22 protein-coding genes are annotated in these 23340 nt (G+C 56.8%); all 22 read left to right on the top strand.

Features of this window, described 5'->3' with window-relative positions:
* Positions 1-124: 124 nt before the first annotated feature.
* The 22 genes from PMI28_RS10050 to flgF all read left to right on the top strand — a co-directional run bounded on the left by PMI28_RS10050 (position 125) and on the right by flgF (position 23339).
* Positions 125-6475 carry a glycohydrolase toxin TNT-related protein gene (locus PMI28_RS10050; RefSeq protein ID WP_238540702.1) on the top strand — a complete coding sequence of 2117 codons (6351 nt, stop codon included), beginning with the start codon at positions 125-127 and terminating at the stop codon, positions 6473-6475.
* 18 nt (positions 6476-6493) lie between these two features.
* A complete protein-coding gene (locus tag PMI28_RS30560) occupies positions 6494-6715 on the top strand; it encodes a hypothetical protein (RefSeq protein WP_157395771.1) in 222 nt (73 codons plus the stop codon).
* Positions 6716-7455: 740 nt separating this feature from the next.
* Complete coding sequence (locus PMI28_RS10045; RefSeq protein ID WP_238540703.1) at positions 7456-7758, top strand: flagellar biosynthetic protein FliQ; 303 nt, start codon at positions 7456-7458, stop codon at positions 7756-7758.
* Positions 7759-7787: 29 nt separating this feature from the next.
* Positions 7788-8531 carry a flagellar biosynthetic protein FliR gene (locus PMI28_RS10040; protein WP_007988829.1) on the top strand — a complete coding sequence of 248 codons (744 nt, stop codon included), beginning with the start codon at positions 7788-7790 and terminating at the stop codon, positions 8529-8531.
* The gene (locus tag PMI28_RS10035; RefSeq protein ID WP_007988831.1) at positions 8528-9601 is read left to right on the top strand and encodes an EscU/YscU/HrcU family type III secretion system export apparatus switch protein; all 1074 of its coding nucleotides are present in this window, start codon (positions 8528-8530) and stop codon (positions 9599-9601) included. Before PMI28_RS10040 ends, PMI28_RS10035 begins: the two co-directional genes overlap by 4 nt.
* The gene (locus PMI28_RS10030) at positions 9598-11685 is read left to right on the top strand and encodes a flagellar biosynthesis protein FlhA (protein ID WP_007988833.1); all 2088 of its coding nucleotides are present in this window, start codon (positions 9598-9600) and stop codon (positions 11683-11685) included. Before PMI28_RS10035 ends, PMI28_RS10030 begins: the two co-directional genes overlap by 4 nt.
* Positions 11682-12392, top strand: coding sequence for a flagellar hook-basal body protein (locus tag PMI28_RS10025; RefSeq protein ID WP_007988834.1), 711 nt, complete (start codon positions 11682-11684; stop codon positions 12390-12392). The genes PMI28_RS10030 and PMI28_RS10025 overlap by 4 nt, the downstream gene beginning before the upstream one ends.
* Before the next feature lie 14 nt (positions 12393-12406).
* Entirely contained in the window at positions 12407-13180 is a 774-nt protein-coding gene (locus PMI28_RS10020; RefSeq protein ID WP_007988836.1) for a flagellar hook-basal body protein, read from the top strand.
* 200 nt (positions 13181-13380) lie between these two features.
* Complete coding sequence (flgA, locus tag PMI28_RS0128745) at positions 13381-13890, top strand: flagellar basal body P-ring formation chaperone FlgA (protein ID WP_007988837.1); 510 nt, start codon at positions 13381-13383, stop codon at positions 13888-13890.
* Positions 13877-14452, top strand: coding sequence for a flagellar basal body L-ring protein FlgH (locus PMI28_RS10015; RefSeq protein ID WP_007988839.1), 576 nt, complete (start codon positions 13877-13879; stop codon positions 14450-14452). The genes flgA and PMI28_RS10015 overlap by 14 nt, the downstream gene beginning before the upstream one ends.
* Complete coding sequence (locus PMI28_RS10010) at positions 14449-15558, top strand: flagellar basal body P-ring protein FlgI (RefSeq protein WP_007988841.1); 1110 nt, start codon at positions 14449-14451, stop codon at positions 15556-15558. The genes PMI28_RS10015 and PMI28_RS10010 overlap by 4 nt, the downstream gene beginning before the upstream one ends.
* Before the next feature lie 9 nt (positions 15559-15567).
* Complete coding sequence (locus PMI28_RS10005) at positions 15568-15945, top strand: hypothetical protein (protein WP_007988843.1); 378 nt, start codon at positions 15568-15570, stop codon at positions 15943-15945.
* Positions 15946-15947: 2 nt separating this feature from the next.
* A complete protein-coding gene (locus tag PMI28_RS10000) occupies positions 15948-16343 on the top strand; it encodes a flagellar basal body rod protein FlgC (RefSeq protein ID WP_007988844.1) in 396 nt (131 codons plus the stop codon).
* Between the two features lies 1 nt (position 16344).
* Positions 16345-16650 carry a flagellar hook-basal body complex protein FliE gene (gene fliE, locus PMI28_RS09995; RefSeq protein ID WP_007988845.1) on the top strand — a complete coding sequence of 102 codons (306 nt, stop codon included), beginning with the start codon at positions 16345-16347 and terminating at the stop codon, positions 16648-16650.
* 3 nt (positions 16651-16653) lie between these two features.
* Positions 16654-18021 (top strand): flagellar basal-body MS-ring/collar protein FliF, encoded by a 1368-nt coding sequence (fliF, locus tag PMI28_RS09990; RefSeq protein WP_033063474.1) that lies wholly within the window; start codon positions 16654-16656, stop codon positions 18019-18021.
* 4 nt (positions 18022-18025) lie between these two features.
* Positions 18026-18478: a hypothetical protein gene (locus tag PMI28_RS09985; RefSeq protein WP_007988849.1), complete on the top strand. Its 453-nt coding sequence runs from the start codon at positions 18026-18028 to the stop codon at positions 18476-18478.
* Positions 18465-19205, top strand: coding sequence for a FliH/SctL family protein (locus tag PMI28_RS09980; RefSeq protein WP_007988851.1), 741 nt, complete (start codon positions 18465-18467; stop codon positions 19203-19205). The genes PMI28_RS09985 and PMI28_RS09980 overlap by 14 nt, the downstream gene beginning before the upstream one ends.
* Entirely contained in the window at positions 19183-20535 is a 1353-nt protein-coding gene (locus PMI28_RS09975; RefSeq protein ID WP_033063475.1) for a FliI/YscN family ATPase, read from the top strand. Before PMI28_RS09980 ends, PMI28_RS09975 begins: the two co-directional genes overlap by 23 nt.
* A complete protein-coding gene (locus PMI28_RS09970; protein WP_007988854.1) occupies positions 20525-20986 on the top strand; it encodes a hypothetical protein in 462 nt (153 codons plus the stop codon). The genes PMI28_RS09975 and PMI28_RS09970 overlap by 11 nt, the downstream gene beginning before the upstream one ends.
* On the top strand, positions 20976-21749 hold the full coding sequence (locus PMI28_RS09965) for a hypothetical protein (RefSeq protein WP_007988863.1): 774 nt from the start codon (positions 20976-20978) through the stop codon (positions 21747-21749). The genes PMI28_RS09970 and PMI28_RS09965 overlap by 11 nt, the downstream gene beginning before the upstream one ends.
* Positions 21739-22161 carry a flagellar hook capping FlgD N-terminal domain-containing protein gene (locus PMI28_RS09960; RefSeq protein WP_007988864.1) on the top strand — a complete coding sequence of 141 codons (423 nt, stop codon included), beginning with the start codon at positions 21739-21741 and terminating at the stop codon, positions 22159-22161. Before PMI28_RS09965 ends, PMI28_RS09960 begins: the two co-directional genes overlap by 11 nt.
* Positions 22161-23339, top strand: a complete 1179-nt coding sequence (flgF, locus tag PMI28_RS09955) for a flagellar basal-body rod protein FlgF (protein WP_007988866.1) — start codon at positions 22161-22163, stop codon at positions 23337-23339. Before PMI28_RS09960 ends, flgF begins: the two co-directional genes overlap by 1 nt.
* Position 23340: the final 1 nt, after the last annotated feature.

The raw sequence follows: 23340 nt of genomic DNA on the forward strand, positions 1-23340 counted from the left end.
GCAAGCGCTGCTGCGCCCGGACAGTAACAACGACCGCACCACCACCTACGCCTACGACGCCGTCGGTCGACAAAAATCCGTTACCGATGCCGCAGGCAAGGTCGAGACTTACACCTACGATGCGGTGGGGAACCGCAAAACCCTGACCAATAAAAACGGCCGCGTTTGGACCTATAACTACGACACGCTCAACCGTCTGGTGGAGGAAATCACTCCGGCGGTCTATGTGGCCAGCATCTCCGTGACCGGCGAGGTTACGCTCGCGGCCGCCTACGTGGTCACCAGCATTACCTACGATGCCCTGGGCAATGTGAGCAGCCGTAGCGAGGGGCGTCTGCGGGCCAGCTTAGCTGCCGCCCCGGCACTGGACGATCTGAGTCAGGCGCGCACCACCACCTACGCCTACGACGCCATCGGCCGGCAGATCCGCACCACCAGCCCGGGCTGGTACAACAAGCTCCGCGGCCAGTATCAACAGAGCACGGACGGCACCGCCAACACCTTCCAGGTCAGCACCGAGGTCACCTACGACAACCTCGGCAACGCCGTGCGCAACCGCGTACGGGTCAACAACAGCGGGGTGGCGGCCACAGACTTCGTCGACAGCTACAAAGTTTACGACGTGCTGGGTCGGGTCAGCCATGACATCGATGCGCTCAAGGGCGTGACCGCCTATACCTACGACGCCTTGGGACAGACCACCCGCACCGTGCGCTACACCAACGCCCTGACCCAAGCCGTGCCGGCCAAGGGGTATTACCTCGGGACCGACATCACCACCGCCACCCTGGTGCCCAGCGCCGCCCAGGACCGCACCCTGACAACAAGCTATGACGCCCTCGGGCGCAAGACCGCGGTGCAACAGAACCTGGTCAGCCTCTACACCTTCAATGGCAACGTCGCCACCTCGACCCTGACCACCGTGGCGCCAACCACGCTTTACAGCTACGACGCCTTCGGCCAACTGGTGCGCGAGACCCAGGTAGCGCGTAACGCCAGCGGCGCCACCGTGCAGACCGGCGCCAGCACCGTGCACTACTACAATCTGGACGGCCAGCGCATTGGCAGTGTGGATGCCCTCGGCTATTACACCCGCATGGAGTACGACGCTCTCGGCCAGTTGACCCGGCAGACCGAATACGCCACCAAGCTCACCAGCTGGAACGAGAATGTCCTGTCGGCGGCCCCGACGGCCAGCGCCAACGACCGCCGCACCCGCTTCACCTACGACGCCATGGGTCGACTCAGCCAGACCGCCCTGGAAGGCGCGCGCTTCTGGCAACAGAACATCAACGCCTCCACTGGAGCGGTCAGTGCCACGCTGGTGACTGCCGATCTGCTGATCAGCCGTAGTACCTATGACGGCGTGGGTAACGTAACGACCGTCACTGACGCCCAGGGCAACGTCGTCAGCACCGACTACAACGCCCTTGGCCAAGTGTTCAAAGTCACCGAGCCCGCCAGGGCTACAGCCAAGAGCGATGCCGTCAATCCTTTTGCCAGCGCCACTGTCATCGCCTCACCGACCACCACCTTCCTGCTCAACGCTTTCGGGCAGCAGATCGCGGAAGTCCGCGTGGCAGGCACCGATAGCGCTGGCAACGTGCAGGCCGGTCTGAGCCAGACCACCCGCACCCGCTACGACGCCGCCGGCCATGAGATCCAGCAGATCAACGCCGCCGGCTCCTCGGAGAACTACAAGGTCGACGTCGCCGGCCGGCGCCTCGAGGAAACACGGCAAATCAATGTCACGATGAGCGCCTGGATTACGGTGTTTGGCGTGCCGATGGCAATGAATCACACCACCCGCCGTACTTTCGAGTACGACACGCTCGGCCAACAGATCGCCACAGAGGACTGGTACACCGTGGGTTGGGACACCAAGGTGTCCGCGCGTGAAAGCGCAATGTATAACCGTTTCGGTGAAGTCGCCCGCAAGGAAGTCAATGGCGGCGTTGTAGAGATCTTCAACTATGACCAGGCCGGTCGGCTCGAATCCTACGGCAACGCTACCAGTGTCACTGCGTTCCAGTATGATCTTTCCGGCAAAGTCAGCAAAAGCACGGTGCTGGGGGACTGGAACACAACCGCCGACGACCGCATCACCTATATGCGCAACGACTTGCTCGGCCGCACCCTCGAGCAACACCTGCCGGCCTTCGAAGCCAACCTCAACGCCGACACCCTGAATAGCGCCACCCTGACCCTGAGCACCCCGATCATCCGGCAAACCACCGATCGTTGGGGCAACGTGCTCAGCCGTACCGATGCGCGTGGCTACGTCACCAGCTACACCTATAACCAGGCCAACCAGGTGCTCACCGAGACCCTGCCAGTCGTCGACATCCTGCGGGAGAACGGTACCGGCTACCGCGCCAGTCTGATCCACGAGAAGCGCTACGACGCCGTCGGCCGACTGATCCAGGAAGCCGATCTGGTCGGGCCTTACACCGGCGTGGCCACCAACACCTTGCTGCGCACCCGCCAGCACGTCTACAACCAGGTCGGTCAACTGATCCGCGACGTCGATGCTCTGGGCAATTCGCGGCAATACCGCTATGACATTCATGGAAACCGCGTCTCCACCCAGGACGCCTTGGGCACCGTGTTGGTCGATGGCTACGATGTCATGGACCGGCAGATCAATCACGGCATCATCCGTAACGGCGCCAAGGTCACCTTGCTGACCAACAAGTACGATCAGGCCGGTCGCCTGTATGCCGAAATCAACGGCACTGTCGAGACGGCGGAATCACTGAGGAACGTGGAAGACGGTCGCGAGGGGTCGTCCTACATGTCAGGTGTGGCGGGGAACACTCGATACACTGTTTATAATGAGCGCGGCAATATCACCCATAGCAATAACGAATCGGGTGTGATGTTCAGCTATGAGTACGACGCACTAAACCGCAAAACCCTTGAACAAGACGAGCTGGGAAGTACCAAGACCTGGACATACTCAGCGGGAGATGTTTCTCGACTTGTTGGGTATAAAGACTGGGGCGGACATACCTATACCTACACGTACAATTATTTTGGTGAGTTGGAAAAAGAGCAGGTCGCCGATGGCCCTGACAAAACCTACCATTACTTTGCGAATGGCCTGACCAAGTTTGTGATCGAAGGTACAACGCAAAACTGGGCAGTCACGGGTTCGGAATATGATCTGAACGGGAATAAAGTACGTGAATTCAACTCCACCATCATGCAGGCAGGCGTAGCAGCGGGCGGCGCCAGCTTTGAAACGTATTACAAATATGATGCCATGGGCAGGCTGGAAGGAGTAAGAACACCCGCCGGTACTCAGCATGTCGGTTTACGCGACATGCTGAGTGCTACCGCCCGCATTGATGCCCTTACCTATAGCTATGACGAATTGGGCAATCGTCGCCGTGTGACAATGGATACCACCAGCCAATCCGGCGTACGCACGGTACTCGATAACCGGTTCAAATATGATCTGGAAGGACGAGTACTGATCGAGGACGGCTTCCTCAATAGTGGCGGGCAAGTAGCCGCTGGTGTCATTGGCGGTAAAGGGAAGGGCGAAGTCTACACCTACGATGCAGCGGGTAATCGGACGTCTTCCGAGGAGTACGTAGCAACCATCGACTTCTTCGGTTACCCCTGCCACGAGTACGTACTGAAAAATTACACTTATAACGACCTTGGTTCATTGCTTTCGGTCACCAAGCGGGCTTCTGTTCGAAATCTGTCTACCAATCCCGACACTTCCTATGCCTCGATACTGGGCGACGCCACCCTGATATTCAGTGCCCAGTATGACGTCCGCAATAATCGTATCTTCCAAGAGGACGTCAACGGCAGTGAACGCACCCGTACTACCTACACCTATCGTGGAGACGGAAAGCTCAACAATCAGCTGGTAACCCGTTGGAACGGCAGCAGCTGGAAGGCCTATCAATACACCTTCTTCAATGAAACACGAAAGGTTGGCGTTGATGGCGTGGAGCGTGACTCTACCGTCGGGTACGACGCTGCGGGACGTTCCGTTCACTATCGATATACCGTCTATGACAAGAACGGTGGTATCGCCATGTGGGGGGAGAATCAAACAACTCATGCAGGATTCGATACATGGAAAGAGTTGATAATTCAGGCAAATATTAACAGCGGTACTAACAGCAGAACGACCATGAGCTACAGCGCTCGCGGTGAACTGCTTACCGCAGTTGCAACCGGATCAACTCCATTTACTCGACGTTTCGCTTCGGATCGTAATGGCCAACTGACCATACGCACGGAAGGTAGCACTTCCCAGCGCTATGCCACCTATAACGGTAATGTGCTGGCGAGCATCGGCAATAACAGCACGCCGGAAATCTTCGACACCATCGCATCGATCTCACCCGATGAGGTGGCGCGTACTCCAAGCAGTTACGTGATCGTGGACGGCGATACCCTGCAAAGCATCGCCCAGAAAACCTGGGGCGATTCGAGCATGTGGTACCTCATCGCCGACGCCAATGGTCTGAGCAGCGATGATTCCCTGGTGCGCGGCACCAGCTTGGTCATCCCCAACGTTACCGGCAGCAATGCCAACAACGCCGACACCTTCAAGGCCTACGATCAGAGCGAAGTGACTGGCGATCTGACTCCTGTGCCGATTTATAAACCGCCAAAGCCCAAGAAAAAGAAGAGTGGTGGTCTGGCAAGTGTTGTCATGGTGGTGGTAGCTGTGGTGGCGACGGTGTTTACGGCGGGGGCGGCGTTGGCGGCGGTGGGGGCTGCGGGAGGTCTTTCTATTGGCGCGGCCGGGGTTGCCGCACTTAGTGGTGCGGCAGGTTGGGCTGGCCTCGGAGCCGCCGTAGTGGGCGGCATGGCGGGCAGCGCTGCTGCCCAACTGGCCGGCAATGCCATGGGCGCGACCAGTGGTTTTTCCTGGGGGCAGGTCGCCATGGGGGGATTGGCCGCAGGCGTTGGAGCAGGAGTCGGTGGGCTGGTGGCAGGCGGGCAGACTGCTCAGCAACTGGCTCAGGCGGGAAACTATGGCAAAATCGCTTCCGCAGCCGTGCTGAACTCTATTGGTAATTACGGAGCCAGCAAAATTGTAGGTCTGGATGCCAGCTTCAGTTGGCGTTCCATAGCCACGTCAGCGCTGGCTTCGGTGGCCACCGCTCGGATCAGCCAAGGGTTAGGCTTGGCTACCGATAACTTCAAGAACAACTTCATAAACGGTGTCATTGGCGCTCAGGTCAACTCCAGTGTTCGGGCCTTGATTGGTAAGGGTGGCAAGCTGGACTATGCGAACGTAGCGGCAGATGCCTTTGGTAACGCAATAGGCAATGGTTTGATCGAAGCTTCGCTGCCGGGTGGCAGTTTCTTTGGTCCGAAATCGGGCAACAGTCAGCGGCAAAATATTGTTGATGAGGCTTTCAAGCGAGGGGCGCAGGCTAGCTTTACTGAAAACAACAGCGATGTTCTTAGCAAGAACCTTATGGCTTCGCTTGCTACCAACCAGTTTCAACAAATGCTGGATAACGGACAATTACCCGACACGCTAACGACGGCAGAGGTTACCCATCTAGCTCGTGAAGCCGAAAAAAATGGAGGCGTATTACCCGATAACTTGCGGCGAGCTGTCTTCAATGTGGCTGAACCGTTGTTCTCTGCTGGTGTATATGCAGATACGGATCTGATGAGTACCAATCCCACTCATTTCGACACGGGCAATTCATTGCTCGACATGGCATATGGGCTTAATGCCGTTATTCACAACGGCGTTGCGTTGGGGGTCAACGCTGGATGGGCTGCAGTGAACGCCGTCCCTATTGTGGTGGCGGAGTTAAGCGGGCGTACCTTTGAACAGGCGAACCAGGATGTGCTGGTGGCCGCAATGTCAGTGCCAATGCCAGTGCCAGTCGTACCATTCCTGGGACGACTGCTCACGCCGTCGACTTGGTTGTCTAACAAGGTTGATCTTGCACTTTCTCGGGTGGTACAGTCGGAGGCCTTGAGTTATGGAAGTGTGAGTGGCACTCGTTTCTCAGGGGCGCAAAACTTTCAATTAATTAGTGATGATGTACCTGTATTTGTTGTTCCAGGCAGTGTACAAGCTGCAGAGCGGTCTATAGGAACAGCTATTCAAACTTATTGGCCGGCTAACAGAGGTTTTCTGAAGGAGCCAAATTTAGAAAATCTAGATGTGGGTTATCAATTCAGTCGCTATGGTGGGTTTTTTGATGAGGCTGGGAGCTTCAAAGATTTCGGTTCATTTGTGGCTCCGGTAGATGTCCCATATCCCATGCGAGCCTTGCCAATTGGTACTGATATGAAACCTTTAAGTACTTATGAAGTACTAAAGCCAATTCAAAATGTTCCAAGTGGGCCTGCTGCTTCGGCATTCGGTGAAATTGGTTTGGGTAAGCAGCATGAGCTCCCATTAACCATCCAGGACTTGGTTGATCAACAATACATTCGCATGATTAATCGAGTGGTGCCCCAAAAGCCATAATTTAATTTGGTAAAAAAAATGACTGAAAAAAAGTACATAAATTTTGAGGCGTCTAGAGGTTTTCCGGCAGGTGAACGTATTCGTTATGAGTGCGAAATATGCGGGGAGACTTTGCTTTCCATGCCGCAAAATGCTGCGGCGTGTAAGTGTAGAAATATTATAGTTGACGCTGATGCCGGGCGTATCTCAGTTAAGTCGCCGGAAAAAATGAAAGCTTATGAGGTTGAGGCGGAAAACTGATACGACAATATCACGGATCTTAAAGTTTATTGTTGAGATTCGCTGGCTGTTTTTAGTTGTTGACTGTTTAAAAGGTCTAGCCATTGCGCTGGGCTATTGTTTCTGCTGTTGTCTTTAGCCCTGCTGCGTGAGCATGACATCGAGCGTATCAATTACAAATATCTATTTGGTGTTCGGTAATTTGGTGATGCGTTCCATCTGCTATTGTAGCTTCGACGTTCGCTCGCGTTTTTTGGCGGCCGCGGCTGGTGTTGTGCCGATTAAATCTTCCATCGACACGGCCAGTGCTTGTACGAGTATGGGCAATGCCGAGATCGGCACGCAGCGGTGGCCCATCTCATAGGCATTCATTGTCTGCTACGAGATATCCAGCGCCGACGAGCTGGGCTTGCGTAATGTTTTGTTTCTTGCGCAGTTGCGAAATGCGGATGCCGAGGGCTTGAAAAAAAAGCGCGGTCGTCTGGGGGATGGTCACTGCTGAGCGCTCAATGACAGGCACCGTTATAGGCATACTGAAAGCCAGGGGGGGTGAAGTTTCCTGTCTTTATCAAAAAAAATACAGTGACCTGTATTCCATTAGGGGAGGGCTGAGCCCCTTCTGGTCTGCAATGGACTACCGGGTCACGAAACCAGTCACCACCAATTATGTATCCACTCCGTAACATTCTGTTGCGTCTCCTAAACAAATGTCGCTACCATAGCCAGATTGATGGCGGTTTGCCATGCGGGCTGAGGCGTGCTTGAAACGCGCACTCGGTTCAGCGCAGCAGGGGTTATGGATGACGCAGGACTTTATGCTTTACGCGCTCAAAGAAGCGCTTCTGACCGCCGCGATGGTGGCAGCTCCTTTATTGCTCGCCATTCTGATCGTTGGCCTTTTGGTCAGCATCCTTCAGGTCGCGACCCAAATCCAGGAAATGACCCTGACCTTCATCCCCAAGCTGATCGTGACGGTCGTCATGTTGTTGGTTTTCGGGAACTGGATGCTGACGGTCCTCAAACAATTCGCACTCAGTGCATTAACTCGGGCCGCTAGCTTCTAGTGTTCTGCGCGTCGTTTTGGGTGTGAGTTGTGCTGACTTCGTTTTTTCTCAATGCGCTTCTGGTGTCGGTCAGGTTGATTCCGCTCGTGGTGGTTTCACCGGTCCTGGTTTTTACGCGCGTTCCGTTGACCGTCAGATTGATCCTGGCACTGGTGTTGTCCGCGGTGTTGGCAAGCAGCATGACGCTCACCCCTGCACCTGTCTTTACGCTGCCTGTACTGCTGGGCGAGTTGCTGCTGGGTGTGTTGATGGCGTTCGGTTTCCATGCCGCCCATGCCGGGGTCGATATGGCCGGTAAGTTGATCGACACTCAAATTGGCTTGAATGCGGCAGGTGTGTTTGATCCGGGTACCTCGAACATGACCGGTCTGATGGCCGAGTTGCTGGGCTGGTCGTTGGGCGCATTGTTTATCGTGCTCAATCTGCATCACGATTTGCTCAGGGTTTTCGCTCAGCTTCTGGTGGCAGTTCCGCCCGGCAGTGTGTCGCTCTCCACGCTTTCCTTGTCTTTGGCGACGGTCATGACGCAGCAGTTTCTGCTGGCGTTCATGATTGTTGTACCAGTGATAGTCGGGCTGTGGCTGATCGATACCGCGTTTGCGTTGTTATCCCGTTCCATGCCCCAGGCGAATGTCTATTTCCTGTCCTTGCCCATCAAGTTGGGTGTTGGCATGTTCATCTTCATCCTGACCTTACCGATGATCGTGCAGCGCTTGCCGCTTCTGATTGAAAACGCCTTGCGGTTTGCCCTTTCGCCGGCTGGTGCTCAATGAGCGATCAACAGGACAAGAGCGAAGAGGCCACACCCTACAAGCTCGAAGAAGCGCGCAAGAAAGGGCAGGTACCCCGCAGCCCCGATCTATTGTCCTTCATCATGTTGTTGACCTTCCTGATGGTCTTCTCGGCTATCGCTTATCCGCTGGCCAGCTTGATCGCGACCCATACCCACTGGTGGCTGAGCAACGCCGGGCAACTGGGACAAGGGTTTGGTTATTTGGGTGAGCAGGGCGGCTACAGCCTGCGACAAGTGGTGTACGGGTTATTGCCGCTGATCGGTGCCCTGATCCTGATGGCGATCCTGACAAACCTGATCTTCAGCGGCCCAGTGTTTTCAATGACGGCTTTGAAGCCTGATTTCAAGCGACTCAACCCGATCCTGGGGCTGAAAAAAATCTTTTCGCGACGCATGTTTGTCGAGCTGATCAAGGTACTGGTGAAGGGGGCGTTGTTCTCGCTGGTCCTGTATTACCTGTTCCAAAGCGTGTTGCCGCAATTGTTGGGCATGGCGACGATTTCGCCTCTCGAACTGCCTCAGGCCGGCAAGCAATTGCTGATGCAATTGGGTTTTACGGTATTGGCTGTGATGGCAGCTGCGGCGCTGTTTGATATTTGGTATTCGCGGCGCGAATTCAGTCGACAGATGCGTATGAGTCGTCGGGAAACGAAAGACGAGTATCGGCGCCGTGAGGGGGATCCTGAAGTTCGTTCCAAGCGCAAAGGTATCCAGCAGGCGCTGTTGAAAAAGGCTTCTGCGCTGGGGCAGGTCAAGGACGCCGACGTCATCATCACCAACCCGACGCATTATGCCGTGGCCTTGCAGTACCGACCGTCGAGCATGCTTGCACCCAAGGTGCTGGCCATGGGGCGCGGCCTTCACGCCTGGCGCATCTGTCATGTCGCCAGAAAACACCAGGTACCGATTTTGCGTCGCCCGCCCTTGGCTCGAGCGCTGCACGCTCTGGCGCGGGTCGACTCAGCCATTCCGGATTCAACTCAGACCGACGTGGCGCGCATTTATCGTTGGGTGATCACACTACCAGGTAACAAGGTGCTCGCCTCATGAAGCCTCTCTTGTCCCGCGTGATTTCCGAGGGCAGCGATCTGCTGTTGGCCGTGGCGGTCATCGGAATTTTGCTGGTGTTGTTCACGCCGATTCCGACGTGGTTGTTGGATTTGCTGTTGCTGACCAACTTTGCCGTCGCGCTGATGGTGTTGCTGGTGACCTTCGACATCGATAAGCCACTGAGCTTCTCGACCTTTCCCTCGCTGTTGTTAATGACCACGTTGTTTCGTCTGGCGCTGAATATCTCCGCGACGCGGCTGATCCTGACCGATGGGGATGCGGGGCTGGTCATCGCTGCAGTGGGCACCCATGTCGTGGGTGGCAACTACGTGATCGGCTTTGTGATCTTCCTGATCCTGGTGGTTGTGCAATATGTGGTGGTCACCAGTGGTGCCCAGCGCGTGGCCGAGGTGGCCGCGCGTTTCACCCTGGACTCCTTGCCGGGTAAACAGATGAGCATCGACGCTGATCTGAACATGGGCATCATCGACCAGGAAGAAGCCAAGCGCCGACGCAGCCAGTTGGAGCGTGAATCGAATTTCTACGGTGCCATGGATGGAGCGTCCAAGTTCGTCAAAGGCGACGCGATTGCCGGCATTGTGATTATCGCGATCAACATTATCGGTGGATTGTCGGTCGGCATTCTGCAAAAGGGCCAGAGCTGGGGCGATGCGTTGCATCACTACACGTTGTTGACGGTTGGCGACGGCATTGTGACGCAGATCCCTTCGCTGATTATCGCGGTGGCTGCCGGGATCATCATCACCCGAGCCGCCACCGATGCCCGCCTGGGCCCCGAGTTGGGACGACAGGTGTCGGCTTATCCCAAGACCTTGGTTGTGGTGGCGCTGGTTACGCTGTTTCTGGCGATGATGCCAGGGTTGCCTTTGATTCCGCTGTTGATGCTGTTTTCCGGGTTTTCCGCAGCGGCCTGGTTCTCTTACCGTAAGTTGCGGCGCAGTGCCACTGAGGGCGAGGATCCACAGAAGAACGACCTGCTGGCAGGGGAAGACAACGAATCCGCCGACGTCTACGCATTGATGAACACTGATGCGTTTGAACTGCGTTTAAGCGCAGATCTCGCCGCTCACGTCCTGGCCGCGACCAGCACATTGAGCTTGCGCATCGACAATCTGCGTAAGCAGTTCGCCAAGGATTCTGGATTCGCATTGCCACAGCTCAATGTGCATGTCGACAAGAAGTTGGCCAATGGCACCTATCAGGTCTGCGTACAGGGAGCGGTGATTGCCACGGGCGAGCTGGAGTTCGATAAATTACTGGCGATCAACCCGGGTGGAGTGACGCTGGTGCTTGAAGGGCGTGCGACCAAGGAGCCGACCTACGGGCTCAAGGCGCTCTGGATCGACACTGCGCAACGCGCTCAGGCGCGGACGGCGGGGTACACCCTGGTTGAACCCGACACCGTATTGCTGACCCATTTATCCGAGCTGGCACGCCGTTATGCACCGGAGTTTCTGACCCGTGCCGAGACCGAGCGATTGATCGAAAAGAAACGTGCGGGCCTGGGCAGCCTGGTCGACGAATTGGTGCCTCAGGTACTCAGCTATTCGGACATCCAGCGAGTACTGCAATTGTTGCTGCGTGAGCAGGTGTCTATCCGCAACCTTGAAACCATTCTTGAGGTGCTGGTGGACGCGGGGCGTAGCCACAAGAATGCCGAGGATCTCGTCGAGCGGGTGCGGGAACGTCTGGGCGCGGCGCTGTATGAGCGCCTGGTAGATAAAAACGGTGAGCTGAACGTATTGACGATCGCGCCGCAGCTGGAAGGTTACATGCTTGCCGCTGCACGTCCTCGCGAAGGCTTGCAATCGGCGTTGTTACCGGCCCAGGAACTGGAGCGATTTGTCACCACCGTCGCACGGGAGGCAGAACGGCAACTCAGTGGTAACAAACAGCCGGTGTTGTTGTGTGCGGCGCCGTTACGACGTGTCTTGCGGGCCTTCATGTCTCGAGCCGTGCCCCACATGGCCGTGTTGTCGGTGAACGAAGTGGGGCAGCACGCTCGTGTCACGTCGGCAGGCATGATTGACCTGCCCGGCTTCCCTAGCCTGGAGTCCCCATGAGCGACTTGATCATGCAACTGGCTGGGGTCATCCAGCGTGATATCGATAACTTGAAAGCCGTGTCGCAGAACGTCGCCAATGCCAATACCTATGGCTATAAGTCTGAGCGCACGTTCAATGTCATGACTTCGAATGTGGCTGGCACTGGCGTACCGGGCGGACTCGACGACATCCAGGCGCAGACCAGGATCAGTACCGATGGTGGTGCGCTGCAACACACCGGGCGAGTCACCGACCTGGCGCTGTCGGGGGACGCCTGGTTTGCGCTGAAGACCCCTGACGGGGTGTTGTTAAGTCGCGATGGACGCTTTCAGGTCGACAACACCGGTTATCTGGTCAGCAAGGCAGGCTATCCGGTACTGGCAGAAGAAGGCCCACTGCAGGTGGCGGGCGGGGTGTTAAAGGTCGACGCTGGCGGCCAGGTCAGTGTCGATGATCGGCCGGTAGGTCACCTGAGCATTGTGCGCGTCGACAATCCGCAGCAACTGCTCGCCGTTGGGGCAGGGCTGTATGCGGCCAATACCGGGATCACACCCGCCAAAAATTTCGTTGTGCATCAAGGGCTGCTGGAACGCTCGAATGCGGCGATGGGTACCGACATGGTGAAGATGATGGAAGTGTCGCGGCATGTCGAAACCATGCAGCGAGCGCTGTCGGCTTACGACGGCATGCTCAACAGCGGTATCAACCAATTAGGCAAGGACTGACCAGGAGTGTGGTTGTGATTGATTCATTGAGTATTGCCAGCTCCGGTCTGGCCGCGAACCAGGCGTGGATCGACAGCATTTCGAACAACGTCGCCAACATGCAGACCATTGGCTACAAGCGCAGTCAGGTGGACTTTCACGACATGGTCCGGGAAGTCGGGACACGTGACGACGGTGGTGGCATGACCGAGAGCTTGCTGACCGGCGCAGGTATTCAGGCTTCGCAGCCGAGTCAGGTCTTCAGCCCGGGGACAGTTCGTGAGAGTGGTAACGCGCTGGATCTGGCCATTCAGGGTGATGGGTTTTTCGAAGTGGCATTACCTACGGGCGAGCTGGCGTACACCCGCGCAGGACGGTTTCACCTCGACAGCGAAGGCCAATTGGCAATGCCGGACGGGCAAACGCTGACAGCCGATCTACGGGTGCCGCCGGACGCGCGCAACCTGGTGATCAAACAGAACGGCGAGGTTCAGGCGACCATTACCGAGACGGGGGAGGTCATTAACGTCGGTCAGGTGCAATTGGCCAAATTCGCCAGTGCCGAAGCAATGACGAAGCTCAGCGATGGTCTTTATCGCCCGACGCTGACCAGCGGCGAAGCCATCTATGCAGAGCCGGGTCGAGATGGTCAGGGTGTTCTGTTGCAAGGGTATGTCGAGATGTCGAATGTCAATCTGATCGACGAAATGAGCGGATTGGTTCTGGCTCAACGTGCCTACCAGATGAATGCGCGATTGCTGCAAGCCAGCGATCAGATTCTGGAAACCATCAATAACCTGCGCCGTTGACCATTATGAATATTCATTGGTTGGCCGGGTTCGGGCTTTGGGTCGCAAGCAGTGGCTGTTTTGCCGAGGTGGCGTTCGGTGCCGGTTGCGATGCTGTCGCGTCAAGTAATGCCTTGGCGACGGCAACCCAAAATCTTCAGGCGCAGTTGGCTACACCAGAGGTTGAACTTCAGCTCACGCCTATGGGTGAGCTCCCGACTATGGTTCGTCCGCAAGTCAGGTTGTTGAGCCAGGGCATACGCAGCCGGGTGCCGGTCGCATTCAGTGGCACAGTGTGCGGCCATGATCGGCCCAGTGTGGTGACGGTTTGGTTCAAGGTCCAGGCCTGGAAGCAGGCGTGGGTCTATGGCCGCAATGGGCGAGCCGATCAGGTCGTGACCGATGTTCAACCGCGTCTGGAACGGGTCGACCTGGCGGCGGCGCAACTTTCGCCGGACGATCTGCCCAACGATGTTGCAGGGCAGTGGCTGAATCAATCGGTCAATGCCGGCATGCCGGTGCTCAAGCGTCATCTCAAGGCTGAGCCTCTGGTGTATCGCGATGCTCCGGTGACCGTGGTGGTCTATGGCCCTGGCCTGATGCTGCGCACTGAAGGCAAGGCGCTGCGTCCGGGTGTTCTGGGGGAGCGGGTACCGGTGATGCTGGACGGAGCCGAGTCGAGCCTGTTGGCTGTGGTCGCCGGCAAAGGAGAGGTTCATGTGGAAAGATGACGCCCGCAGAGCGTTGCTTGTGATGCTGCTGCCGGGAGTGGCTTGCGCACAGAGCCTGATCGATCCCGATGGCTATCGGTCGCTGACCGGCGACCGCCGTGGTTACCATCTTGGCGATGCTCTGACGGTTCTGGTGGTGGAATCCACTACGGCCCAGAGCGCGGCCGGTACGGGAGCCGACAGCAATACCGATATTGCCGCGCGCACGGCCCTGGACAGTAACACCCATCAAGCGAACCTGGCCTTGAGGGGCGATACCAATGCTGCTGGACAGACCAACCGTAGCGGGCAAATTCGCACAAACGTTTCCGTACGGATCATTGAACAACTTCCCGAGGGTTTGCTGCGCGTCAGTGGCGAGCAGCGAGTGATGGTCAATGATGAAAAACAGCAGGTGAGAATCACCGGTCTGGTTCGACCGGATGACATCGCATACAACAACACGGTGCTTTCCTATCGCCTGGCAGACGCACAAATCGACATCGTCGGTGACGGTGTGGTGACCGATGCGCAGAAGCAGAACATCGTTTTTCGGGTGCTCAAGTGGCTGCGTATCTTATGAAAATTGTTGCTCGACTGCTTTCGGGTCTGTTGTTCACTCTTTGGCTGCAACCGACCCTGGCTGATGTCCGGATCAAGGAGCTGACACGTATTCAAGGCGTGCGGGACTATTCCATCATCGGTTATGGCCTGGTGGTTGGTTTGGCTGGAACGGGCGATACCGACCGCAATCGGGCCACCCGTCAGTCGCTGGTCAATACCCTGAAGAACTTTAACGTGAACGTCGCCGAGAGTGACCTCAATACCCGCAACTCGGCGGCGGTGATGGTCACCGGTAACTTGCGGTCGTTCAGCGAGTCGGGGGACAAGCTGGACGTCGAGGTCTCTTCTCTGGGCGATGCTCGCAGTCTGCTGGGGGGCACTTTGTTGATGACGCCTCTGTATGGTCCGGACGAAAAACTCTATGCCCTGGCCCAAGGACCGATGTCGGTGGGCGGGTACGTTTTTGAGGCCAACTCCAATTCGGTGCAGAAGAACCATCCGACGGTCGGGCGTATTCCACGAGGCGCCAGTGTGGAGCGTTCGGCCTTTTCAGAAAATGATGAGGTTTCGAGAAGTCTGGTGCTGATTCTCAACGAGCCGGATTACACCACTGCGCAGCGTATTGCCGATGCCTTGAGTCGCGAGTTGGGGGTGCCCGGCGTGCGAGTGGTGCATGCCGCCAAAGTTGAGGTCCCCGTCACTGCGGGTATGACCGTGCCTCGGTTGATCTCGCGGGTACAAAACGTTTCAGTGGCACCGGATTATGCTGCCCGGGTGGTCGTCAATGAGCGCACTGGCACCGTGGTGGCGGGCGCCAACGTTCGATTGGGTGAGGTCAGCATTTCCCAGGGCTCACTGAGTGTGGTGATCAGCACCAAGTTCCAGGTTTCGCAGCCGTCCTGGGTCGCACGCACTGGGCCGAGCGTCGGTACGGTGGTTGTGCCCGATACCGAACTGACTGTGAATGAAGAAGAACACGGCCCCGTAAAACTGGCCGAGGGCGCGACGGTGGGAGATCTGGTGAAAGCCCTCAATCGGGTTCGATTGAGCACGAGAGAAGTGATCACTGTGTTGCAAGCAATCAAACAGGCGGGCGCATTGCACGCCGAACTCATTGTTCAATAAGGACGATTGATGTCAGCCGATATGAATCTTGCAATAGAGACTGTTCGCTTCGCCATGAGCCTGGAGCAATTGCAGGCGAAGGTCGCGGCACACAATATCGCCATGGCTAACGTTCCGGGGAGCAAGGCCATGCGTCTCAACAGCTTCGAACCGATGGCGGCATTGCGTGGCTTGCACAACGATCCTGAGTTGTTTGGGCAGGCACTGCGTTCGATGCAGGACAGCGAACTAACGCCGTATTTGCAAAGCTATACGCCGGGCTCGCCATTGGCACTGGACGGTGAAGTTGCGCAAATGTCCGCTGCGAGCGGCCGCTATCAGGCCTTGGCTGATGGCGTGTCACGCCAGTTCGCGTTGATGCAGTTGGCTATCCGGGGAGGTCGCTGAGGATGCCTCTGGACAACATCAGCGAGATTGTTCGCGGGAGTATGGCCTATGAGCGTTCACGGGTAGAGGTCGCTAGCTACAACCTGGCGATCGCCAACGTGGCGATAGGTCCGGGCGAACGTTCGCCGTTACTCAGCGTATCGCCTCCAGCCAGCTTTGCTGGACAACTGGGGTTACAGCAGCCCCTCGTTCATGCCCAACCGCGAAGCGACACCCGTTTGGTTCATGATCCAGCCCATCCCATGGCTGACCAGGATGGCATGGTGCATTACCCGAACATCGAAGCCGCCAGGGAGATGGCTACTTTGGTATCGGCAACCCGTGCCTATGAAGCGAATATTCGCTCTTACAACAGCTTGCGCGAAATGACGCTCAAAGCCTTTGAAATTGGAAAGTGATATGACCGCCGCCATCGCGCCTATTGCATTAACCACCGATCTTTCACCGGCCTCTGCCCTGGCGGACGGGCCGATGGGACCCCAGGGCACCGATTTTGTCGGTTTGTTGAAATCGGGCGCAACCCAACTGAGTGCACAAACCGGGCAAGCCAGCGAGCTGCTTTCGGCTTATGCGCTGGGCGAAAATATTGCACCCCACGATCTGGTCATGGCCATGGAGCAAGCGAAGCTGTCGCTGCAGTTGGCCGTAGAAGTGCGCAACCGCCTGGTAGATGCCTACCAGGAACTCACACGGCTGCAGATCTAAACCATGGAGAATCAATCGGTGTCCTCGTTCCTCGCAGGCCGTACCCGCGTCTTTCTGATAGGCGCTTTGCTGATTGTCGGCCTGCTGGCCGTGTCAGTGTGGTGGGTGATCCGGCCGCAATACGTTGCGTTGTACAGAAATGCCGACGAGGCATCCCAGGCTCAGATTCTGGCCACATTGAGTCAACGCCATGTGCCCTATCGGATCAATACACAGCAGGGTGCGATTGAAGTTCTGGCCGATCACGCAGCATCCGCGCGTATGTATCTGGCTGAGGCAGGTATTCCGACACGCGGCGGTACGGGTTTTGAATTGTTCGACAAGGCCGACTACGGCATGTCGGAGTTCAGTCAGAAAATCAATTACCAACGGGCCATGGAAGGAGAATTGGCGCGCACGATCATGAGCATCTCCGAAGTGGAATATGCCCGCGTGCATTTGACGTTCAAGAAAACCAGCCTCTACCAGCAGGCGGAAGAACCACCCAAGGCGTCGGTGATTGTACGTCTGCGTTCCACGGGGACGTTGATACCTCAACGGGTCAGGGGTATTCAGCAACTGGTGTCGTCGGCGGTGGAGGGGATGACGCTCGAGCGTGTGTCGGTGCTCAATGAAGATGGACAGGTGCTCAGTGCCTCTGATGGCGCAGCGGCGGCTCCGGAGCATCTGCAATTGACTGCTCAGGTCGAGCAGGCGTTGAAGTTGAAAGCTGAAGAGTTGTTGGCACGTCCGCTCGGTCATCGTGGCGTCGATGTGTCTGTGCGGGTACTGATGAACTTTGACCGTGTCAGATCAATCAGCGAACAACCGCTCTCAAACAAAATACGTCGTGAAAAACGTACGGAGTCCACCGAGAACTCCAGTGGCGAGTCCACGAGCAAGCGCTCCCAGAACAATCGGGAAATTGATTATGAGGTGGGTAAGGCGCGCGCCGAAACCGAGCATGCGGCTGGCAGGATTGAGCGTATTACTGTCGGAGTAGTGCTCAGTACACCAGTGACGGACGCTCAGCAGAAAGATATCCAGGCCTTGCTTGAAGCGGCATTGGGGCTGGATCTCAAGCGCGGTGATCGACTGGTGATGGTATATATCCCCGATATGCCCGTACCGCAGATGCCTTCAGTGGTCGAGACCCCGGCGGAACCGGTGCCGGTGAGTCATGCCCCCTTAACCAACGATGATGTGTCGTTGCCATGGGCTCGCTGGCTTGGCATTGGATTGATGGTGACGCTGGTGATCAGTCTGTTGATGCTTTGGGCGAAAGGACGTAGAAAAACTGTGTCCTCCCCTGCATTGGTACCGCGACTGACATCAGTCGAGCGTGAGCAATTGCTGGTCGACTTGCGCCGCTGGCTACTGGAGGGGCGTTAACGTCATGGAATTCTCTGCGCTTCGTAAAGCGGCTATCCGCCTTGCCTGTTCTCATGCCGAAGACCGGGACTGGGTTCTTGCACGGCTGGAGCCTGACGAGCGTCACAAGGTTGAGGAACTGTTGGAGGAGATCAATCTGCTGGGGTTGACGAACGATCCCAGCATTGTTGCGGCCGTGATGAACGAGCTGGCGGTAGCACCGTCGGCCAGTCGAACGACGCCCGACAATACTCGACTCAAAACCCGGCTCTCGAAAGCGACGCATCCCTTTTGGGGCGCACTGGTACTTCAACTGGAAACGCCAGCTGTACGTCGTGAAGTGCTGGGGGGCCTGGCCAACAGCACCGACATCCGTCGATGGGACAGCAAATTTGCCAAGCAGATATTGCCCCCTGCACTGATGGATAGCTTGAGAGCCCGGATGGAAGCTCAGGAGGCAGGCGATGAGCACCCCTAAGCCGCCAATGTCATCCACGGTGCTGCGTCAACCCTCCCAAAACCTGGGTACTCGACGTCTGCCGGTGCTTGACGGCAATGTCCGAACGAAGATGTCGCTCGATGAGGAACGTCAACCGGACGTTAAGGCGACTTTGCGTGACACCTTCGCGTTGGAGTTAGCAGAAGTAGAGCGGGAGAGTCGCGATAAAGGTTTGACGCAAGGACTATTGGAAGGCGGCAAACAAGCCCGTGCGCAACTGACTGAGGCCTTGGCTAAGCAGGAGCAGCAATGGCTGAAGAAGGAAGCGTCCTTGCGTGCTTCGCTCGAAACGGAACGCCTTCAACTTGCGCAACTGGTCGAAGCCTTGAGCTTGCAACAGAAGCAGTTGATGCCAGCCATGGAGCCCTTGGTTGGACGGCTCGCGCTGGCCGTGGTGACGCGCCTGTTGGGGCAGCATACCGATACGCGTTCGTTAGTCGCCGACCTGGCGAGGCAAGCAATCGAAGAGTATCAATTGACCGGTCCGATGCGTATTCGCGTTGCCCGCGCGGATTATGAAACATTGCTTCGATTGGCACCTGATGATGCGTTGTTGACATCGCTTCAGGTCGATCCACAGGCCTCTGCAGGAAGTTGTTTGATCGATTTTGAGGTCGGTCAACTGGATGTCGGTGTGCAAACTCAGCTGGCCAAAGCCGCATCAGTGCTGACCGAGCAAGGAGATGAATGTGTGGCACGGGCTTGAGAGTCGACTGCTGACACAGCTAGCCCAGACCCGCCTTTGTCGGCGCCTGGGACGTTTGAGCTCGATTCAGGGCATGGTGCTTCACGCGACCGGTCTGGATGTCCGGCTTGGTGAGTTGGTGGACATCCACCCCGCCCGAGGGGGGGAGGTTATTGCGGCTGAAGTTGTCGGCTTGCGTAGCGAATATACCTTGCTGATGCCTTATGGCCCGGTGGATGGTTTGTGCCTGGCCAGCGAAGTACATGCGCGTGGAGCCCCTTACACTGTTCCCGTAGGGGAAAGTCTGTTGGGGCGTGTCCTGGATGCGACCTGCAAGCCGCTGGATGATTTGCCTGCCCCTGGAGGGCTGACGCGGATGCCTCGTTTCGTGGCGCCGATCAATCCTCTGCACCGTTCGCCGATCAACACCACGCTGGTCACTGGTGTGAAAGCTGTCGATGTTTTCACACCTCTGGGTCGCGGCCAGCGAATCGGTATCTTTGCCGGCAGTGGTGTGGGAAAAAGCACATTGCTGGGAATGATGAGCAAGTATGCAGAGGCTGATGTGATCGTGATCGCTTTAATTGGTGAGCGCGGCCGTGAGGTAGGTGACTTTATTCGCGATAGCCTGGGACCGGAAGGTTTGAAAAAAGCTGTGGTGATTGCTGCAGCGGCTGAGCAACCGGCGGTTCTACGGCGTCAGGCGGCCTACACGGCAACGACCATCGCCGAATGGTTCCGGGCTCAGGGCAAGCATGTGCTGCTGATCATGGACTCGATCACCCGTTTTGCCCTTGCACAGCGTGAAATCGGGCTTTCAACGGGCGAGCCCATGGGCAGTCGGGGCTATACGCCTTCAGTATTTGCCCTGTTGCCGCCCTTGATGGAACGTGCCGGTGCGTTGAACGGGCAAGGCTCCATCACAGGGGTCTATACCGTACTGGTCGAGGGGGACGATATGAATGAGCCAGTGGCTGATCATATGCGTGCCATTCTCGACGGGCATATTGTCTTGAGTCGCAGTGTCGCTGCGCGTGGGCACTGGCCGGCAATTGATGTATTGCACAGCATCAGTCGACTGGCCGGAGCCCTGCACACCCAAGAGCAGAAAGGTCAGGTTGAGCGCCTTCGTTCAGCACTTGGCAGCTATCAGAACAGCGTGGACCTGATTGAGTTGGGGGCCTATGAAAAGGGTTCACAGCCTCTGCTGGACACAATGATTGATTTGAAACCTGAGTTTGACGCGTTGCTGCAGCAAACCCCTCAAGAACATTTCTCGTCATCAGGTACCTGGCAAACCGTTCTCCAGTTGGTCCAGCGGCTGGGCAAAGGGGTGAGCGATGCAGGATGAATGGCGCAAGTTACGGCAATTGGATGCGGCGTCTCGTTTGCGTGCCATGCAACGGGAAAAGGCAGAGCTTGCATACAACCGTAGTCGCCGTGAGCTGGCACAAGCCGAGCGTCTGTTGAGCGAGGAACAGGTTCGCTACGACAGCGTTCAGTCGGGCTTTGAGGTGTTGGGGCGCATTGGAGCCAAGCTTGATCCTTCCCAGCATGAACAACGGTTACTGGCGCAGACAGCTGCCTTCCAGCGGCTTGAAGCTGCGCATCAGCCCGTCGCCGAAGCACGACGCCTGTCACATTCGGCCATGACGCAACTGCTCAAGTGCAAGGTGAACGAAGACCTGATCGGCAAGGCAAAAGACCGGGTACAGGTACTGCTTGATAAGGCTGTGCGCGAGCACGAAGCCATCGACATTTTTGATGCGCAGCAAACTCAGGGAATGGGACATGGCCGTTAAAGTGGGAGCGTCACTGTGGACCGCAACGGCTGATCAACAACGTGCCCCCGTTCGCGAAACGCATACCCGGGACTTCGAACGGAAGATAGGGCTGCGTGATCATTCGTCAACGTCGAACGAAAGCGCGGGTCGCCAGAGCAACGAACACGTCATCTCGGAACAACGACTACCGTATTCCGAATTTCCTGAGGCGGATCTGGCGCGGATTGTAAGGCCGGGCTCAGGGGATGCGTCAGAATCCAGGGCCGTAGGGACGCTTGAGCTTTATGCGTTGGGTGCACATGCCGGGCACCATCTTTCTTATCTCTCCCAAATAATCCTGGCGGATCAGGGCCGGCAAGGCGTTGCGTCAGGAGGCGTGGAACTTGGTTATTCAGAATCTTTGAACCCATTGCCGATTGCTTCGACGATCTCCCTCATGCCCAGTGCAGCCCTGATAAAAAGCCCGGACGGATCATGGGGCGAACCAGTTGAGGTCGAGCGGCAGGAGGTTGAGGATTCTGCCAGTCGACAGCTTCTGAGCTATTTCACCTGGAAATGGCCGGATCGGCACTTTCAGTTCCTGCCTCGGGGTAACGGGCTCGAGTTGCTGGTTCGAGACTACCGGCTGACGCCGCAAGAGCGCGATGAATTGATTGACGAGTTATCTCGTCGGGCCTCATCAATGCCTGAGTGCCCGCAGCAAATCTGGCTCAATGGGGAGGAGGTCTGGCGCGCATCGTCCCTTTCGAACGATTACAAAGGTGAACACAATGGCCGTTGAAGCGATTGGTAATGAGCTGAGTTCCACCACCTCGGAATTAGCCCAGAGCCGTTTGGGGCAGGAAGATTTCATCAAGTTGTTTTTGACCGAGCTGACATTTCAAGACCCGCTGGAGCCGATCAACAACCGCGAGTTTTTGGCGCAAATGGCGCAGTTCGCCAATCTTGAACAGACCCGGGTCACTAACGAAAACACCAACAACCTGGTGTCCATGAATGCCACGTCGCAGTCCTTGGGGCTGCTGGGGCGCGAAGTTGAAGTCAGCATCACTACCGGTGGGACAGTGATTGGCTCGGTGTCGGCGATTGCGTTTTCGTCGACCGGGCCGGTGCTGTCCGTCAAACGAACCGACGGTTCAGTCCTGACAGACGTGCGTTTGTCACAAATCAAACTTGTCAGGCAGGGGGCGTGATGCTGCAAGCTTTCTTTAATGGAATGAGTGGCCTGTTTTCCTTCGCCAAGGGCTTGGATAACGTCTCCAACAATGTGTCGAACATGAACACGCCCGGCTACAGGGGCAGCGATACCTTTTATCGGGCCGTCAACGGACAGGATGGCCAGAGCTTTGGTTCGGGCATTGCCGGTACGGAGGTTCGTATCAAACCTGGCGAGAATCGCCAGACTGGAAATAACACCAACGTGGCGATCAATGGCGCCGGTTACTTCGTTCTACGCGATGAGCAGGGTGCTCTGTCCTATACCCGCGCCGGGCAATTCCAGGTCGATAAGGACGGTTATCTGGTCGATACCATCAGTCAGCGTCGCACCGCGGGTATCGACTCGGCTGGAAACCTGTTCGACATCAATATCCAGCGCCAACGTACCCTGCCACCGCAGGCGACCACCCGAGTCGAGATGGTTGGGGCATTGGCTCGCAGCGGTCCTACGGACTCGACCCATCAAATCAACTCGATCCAGGTTTTTGATGCCACCGGTGCGAGCCACACCCTGAGCGTCAAATTCGAACCGCAAACGACACCTGTCAATAGCTGGAGAGTCACGGTATCTGATGCGAGCGGCGCACAGTTACAGACCGGTACCATCGCATTCGGGGCAGATGGCAGCCCCATTGCCGGCTTCAATACCTTGTCTGTTCCTCTGATGGCCAATGGCGCGGTTCAAAGCATTCTGTTGGATTTCGGAACGCCGGGTAGCTTTAACCTGGCCTCGCAGGTCGCCAGCGGACCGAGCCACACGCTGGGCGCGCGGGTGGTCGACGGCAGTGCGATCGCAGGTCTGAATACCTTCGCATTCGATGAGCAGGGCATTCTCAAGTTTACCTACGCCAACGGTGAGAAACGTGATGGAAGTCAGCTCGCGCTGGCGGATTTCGCTGATGAAAGCGCATTGATCGCGGGAGCTAATTCGCTTTACCACTCGCCTTCTTCCATGCAGGCGCAATTTGGTCGAGCAGGGGAGAAGCAGTTTGGTCGTATTCAGGGTGGTTATCTGGAGTTATCGAACGTCGATCTGGCGCAAGAGTTCGGCGACATTTTGATCATTCAGCGAGGGTATCAGGCCAGCTCAAGAGTCATGACGGTCTCCAATGAGATGCTGGAGCAGTTGTACAACGGAACGAGAGGAGGCTGAT

It is taken from the genome of Pseudomonas sp. GM48 (assembly GCF_000282335.1).
In the GTDB taxonomy this organism is placed as follows: Bacteria; Pseudomonadota; Gammaproteobacteria; order Pseudomonadales; family Pseudomonadaceae; genus Aquipseudomonas.

What these genes read in the sequence shown, in the direction of transcription:
- PMI28_RS09965 (WP_007988863.1), top strand. Translation starts at nt 20,976, where the DNA reads ATGGCCGTTAAAGTGGGAGCGTCACTGTGGACCGCAACGGCTGATCAA.
- PMI28_RS10010 (WP_007988841.1), top strand. Translation starts at nt 14,449, where the DNA reads ATGAAAATTGTTGCTCGACTGCTTTCGGGTCTGTTGTTCACTCTTTGG.
- PMI28_RS09970 (WP_007988854.1), top strand. Translation starts at nt 20,525, where the DNA reads ATGCAGGATGAATGGCGCAAGTTACGGCAATTGGATGCGGCGTCTCGT.
- fliF (WP_033063474.1), top strand. Translation starts at nt 16,654, where the DNA reads ATGGAGAATCAATCGGTGTCCTCGTTCCTCGCAGGCCGTACCCGCGTC.
- PMI28_RS10005 (WP_007988843.1), top strand. Translation starts at nt 15,568, where the DNA reads ATGTCAGCCGATATGAATCTTGCAATAGAGACTGTTCGCTTCGCCATG.
- fliE (WP_007988845.1), top strand. Translation starts at nt 16,345, where the DNA reads ATGACCGCCGCCATCGCGCCTATTGCATTAACCACCGATCTTTCACCG.
- PMI28_RS09975 (WP_033063475.1), top strand. Translation starts at nt 19,183, where the DNA reads ATGAATGTGTGGCACGGGCTTGAGAGTCGACTGCTGACACAGCTAGCC.
- flgA (WP_007988837.1), top strand. Translation starts at nt 13,381, where the DNA reads ATGGTTCGTCCGCAAGTCAGGTTGTTGAGCCAGGGCATACGCAGCCGG.
- PMI28_RS10025 (WP_007988834.1), top strand. Translation starts at nt 11,682, where the DNA reads ATGAGCGACTTGATCATGCAACTGGCTGGGGTCATCCAGCGTGATATC.
- PMI28_RS09980 (WP_007988851.1), top strand. Translation starts at nt 18,465, where the DNA reads ATGAGCACCCCTAAGCCGCCAATGTCATCCACGGTGCTGCGTCAACCC.
- PMI28_RS10015 (WP_007988839.1), top strand. Translation starts at nt 13,877, where the DNA reads ATGTGGAAAGATGACGCCCGCAGAGCGTTGCTTGTGATGCTGCTGCCG.
- PMI28_RS10035 (WP_007988831.1), top strand. Translation starts at nt 8,528, where the DNA reads ATGAGCGATCAACAGGACAAGAGCGAAGAGGCCACACCCTACAAGCTC.
- PMI28_RS30560 (WP_157395771.1), top strand. Translation starts at nt 6,494, where the DNA reads ATGACTGAAAAAAAGTACATAAATTTTGAGGCGTCTAGAGGTTTTCCG.
- PMI28_RS09985 (WP_007988849.1), top strand. Translation starts at nt 18,026, where the DNA reads ATGGAATTCTCTGCGCTTCGTAAAGCGGCTATCCGCCTTGCCTGTTCT.
- PMI28_RS10000 (WP_007988844.1), top strand. Translation starts at nt 15,948, where the DNA reads ATGCCTCTGGACAACATCAGCGAGATTGTTCGCGGGAGTATGGCCTAT.
- flgF (WP_007988866.1), top strand. Translation starts at nt 22,161, where the DNA reads ATGCTGCAAGCTTTCTTTAATGGAATGAGTGGCCTGTTTTCCTTCGCC.
- PMI28_RS09960 (WP_007988864.1), top strand. Translation starts at nt 21,739, where the DNA reads ATGGCCGTTGAAGCGATTGGTAATGAGCTGAGTTCCACCACCTCGGAA.
- PMI28_RS10030 (WP_007988833.1), top strand. Translation starts at nt 9,598, where the DNA reads ATGAAGCCTCTCTTGTCCCGCGTGATTTCCGAGGGCAGCGATCTGCTG.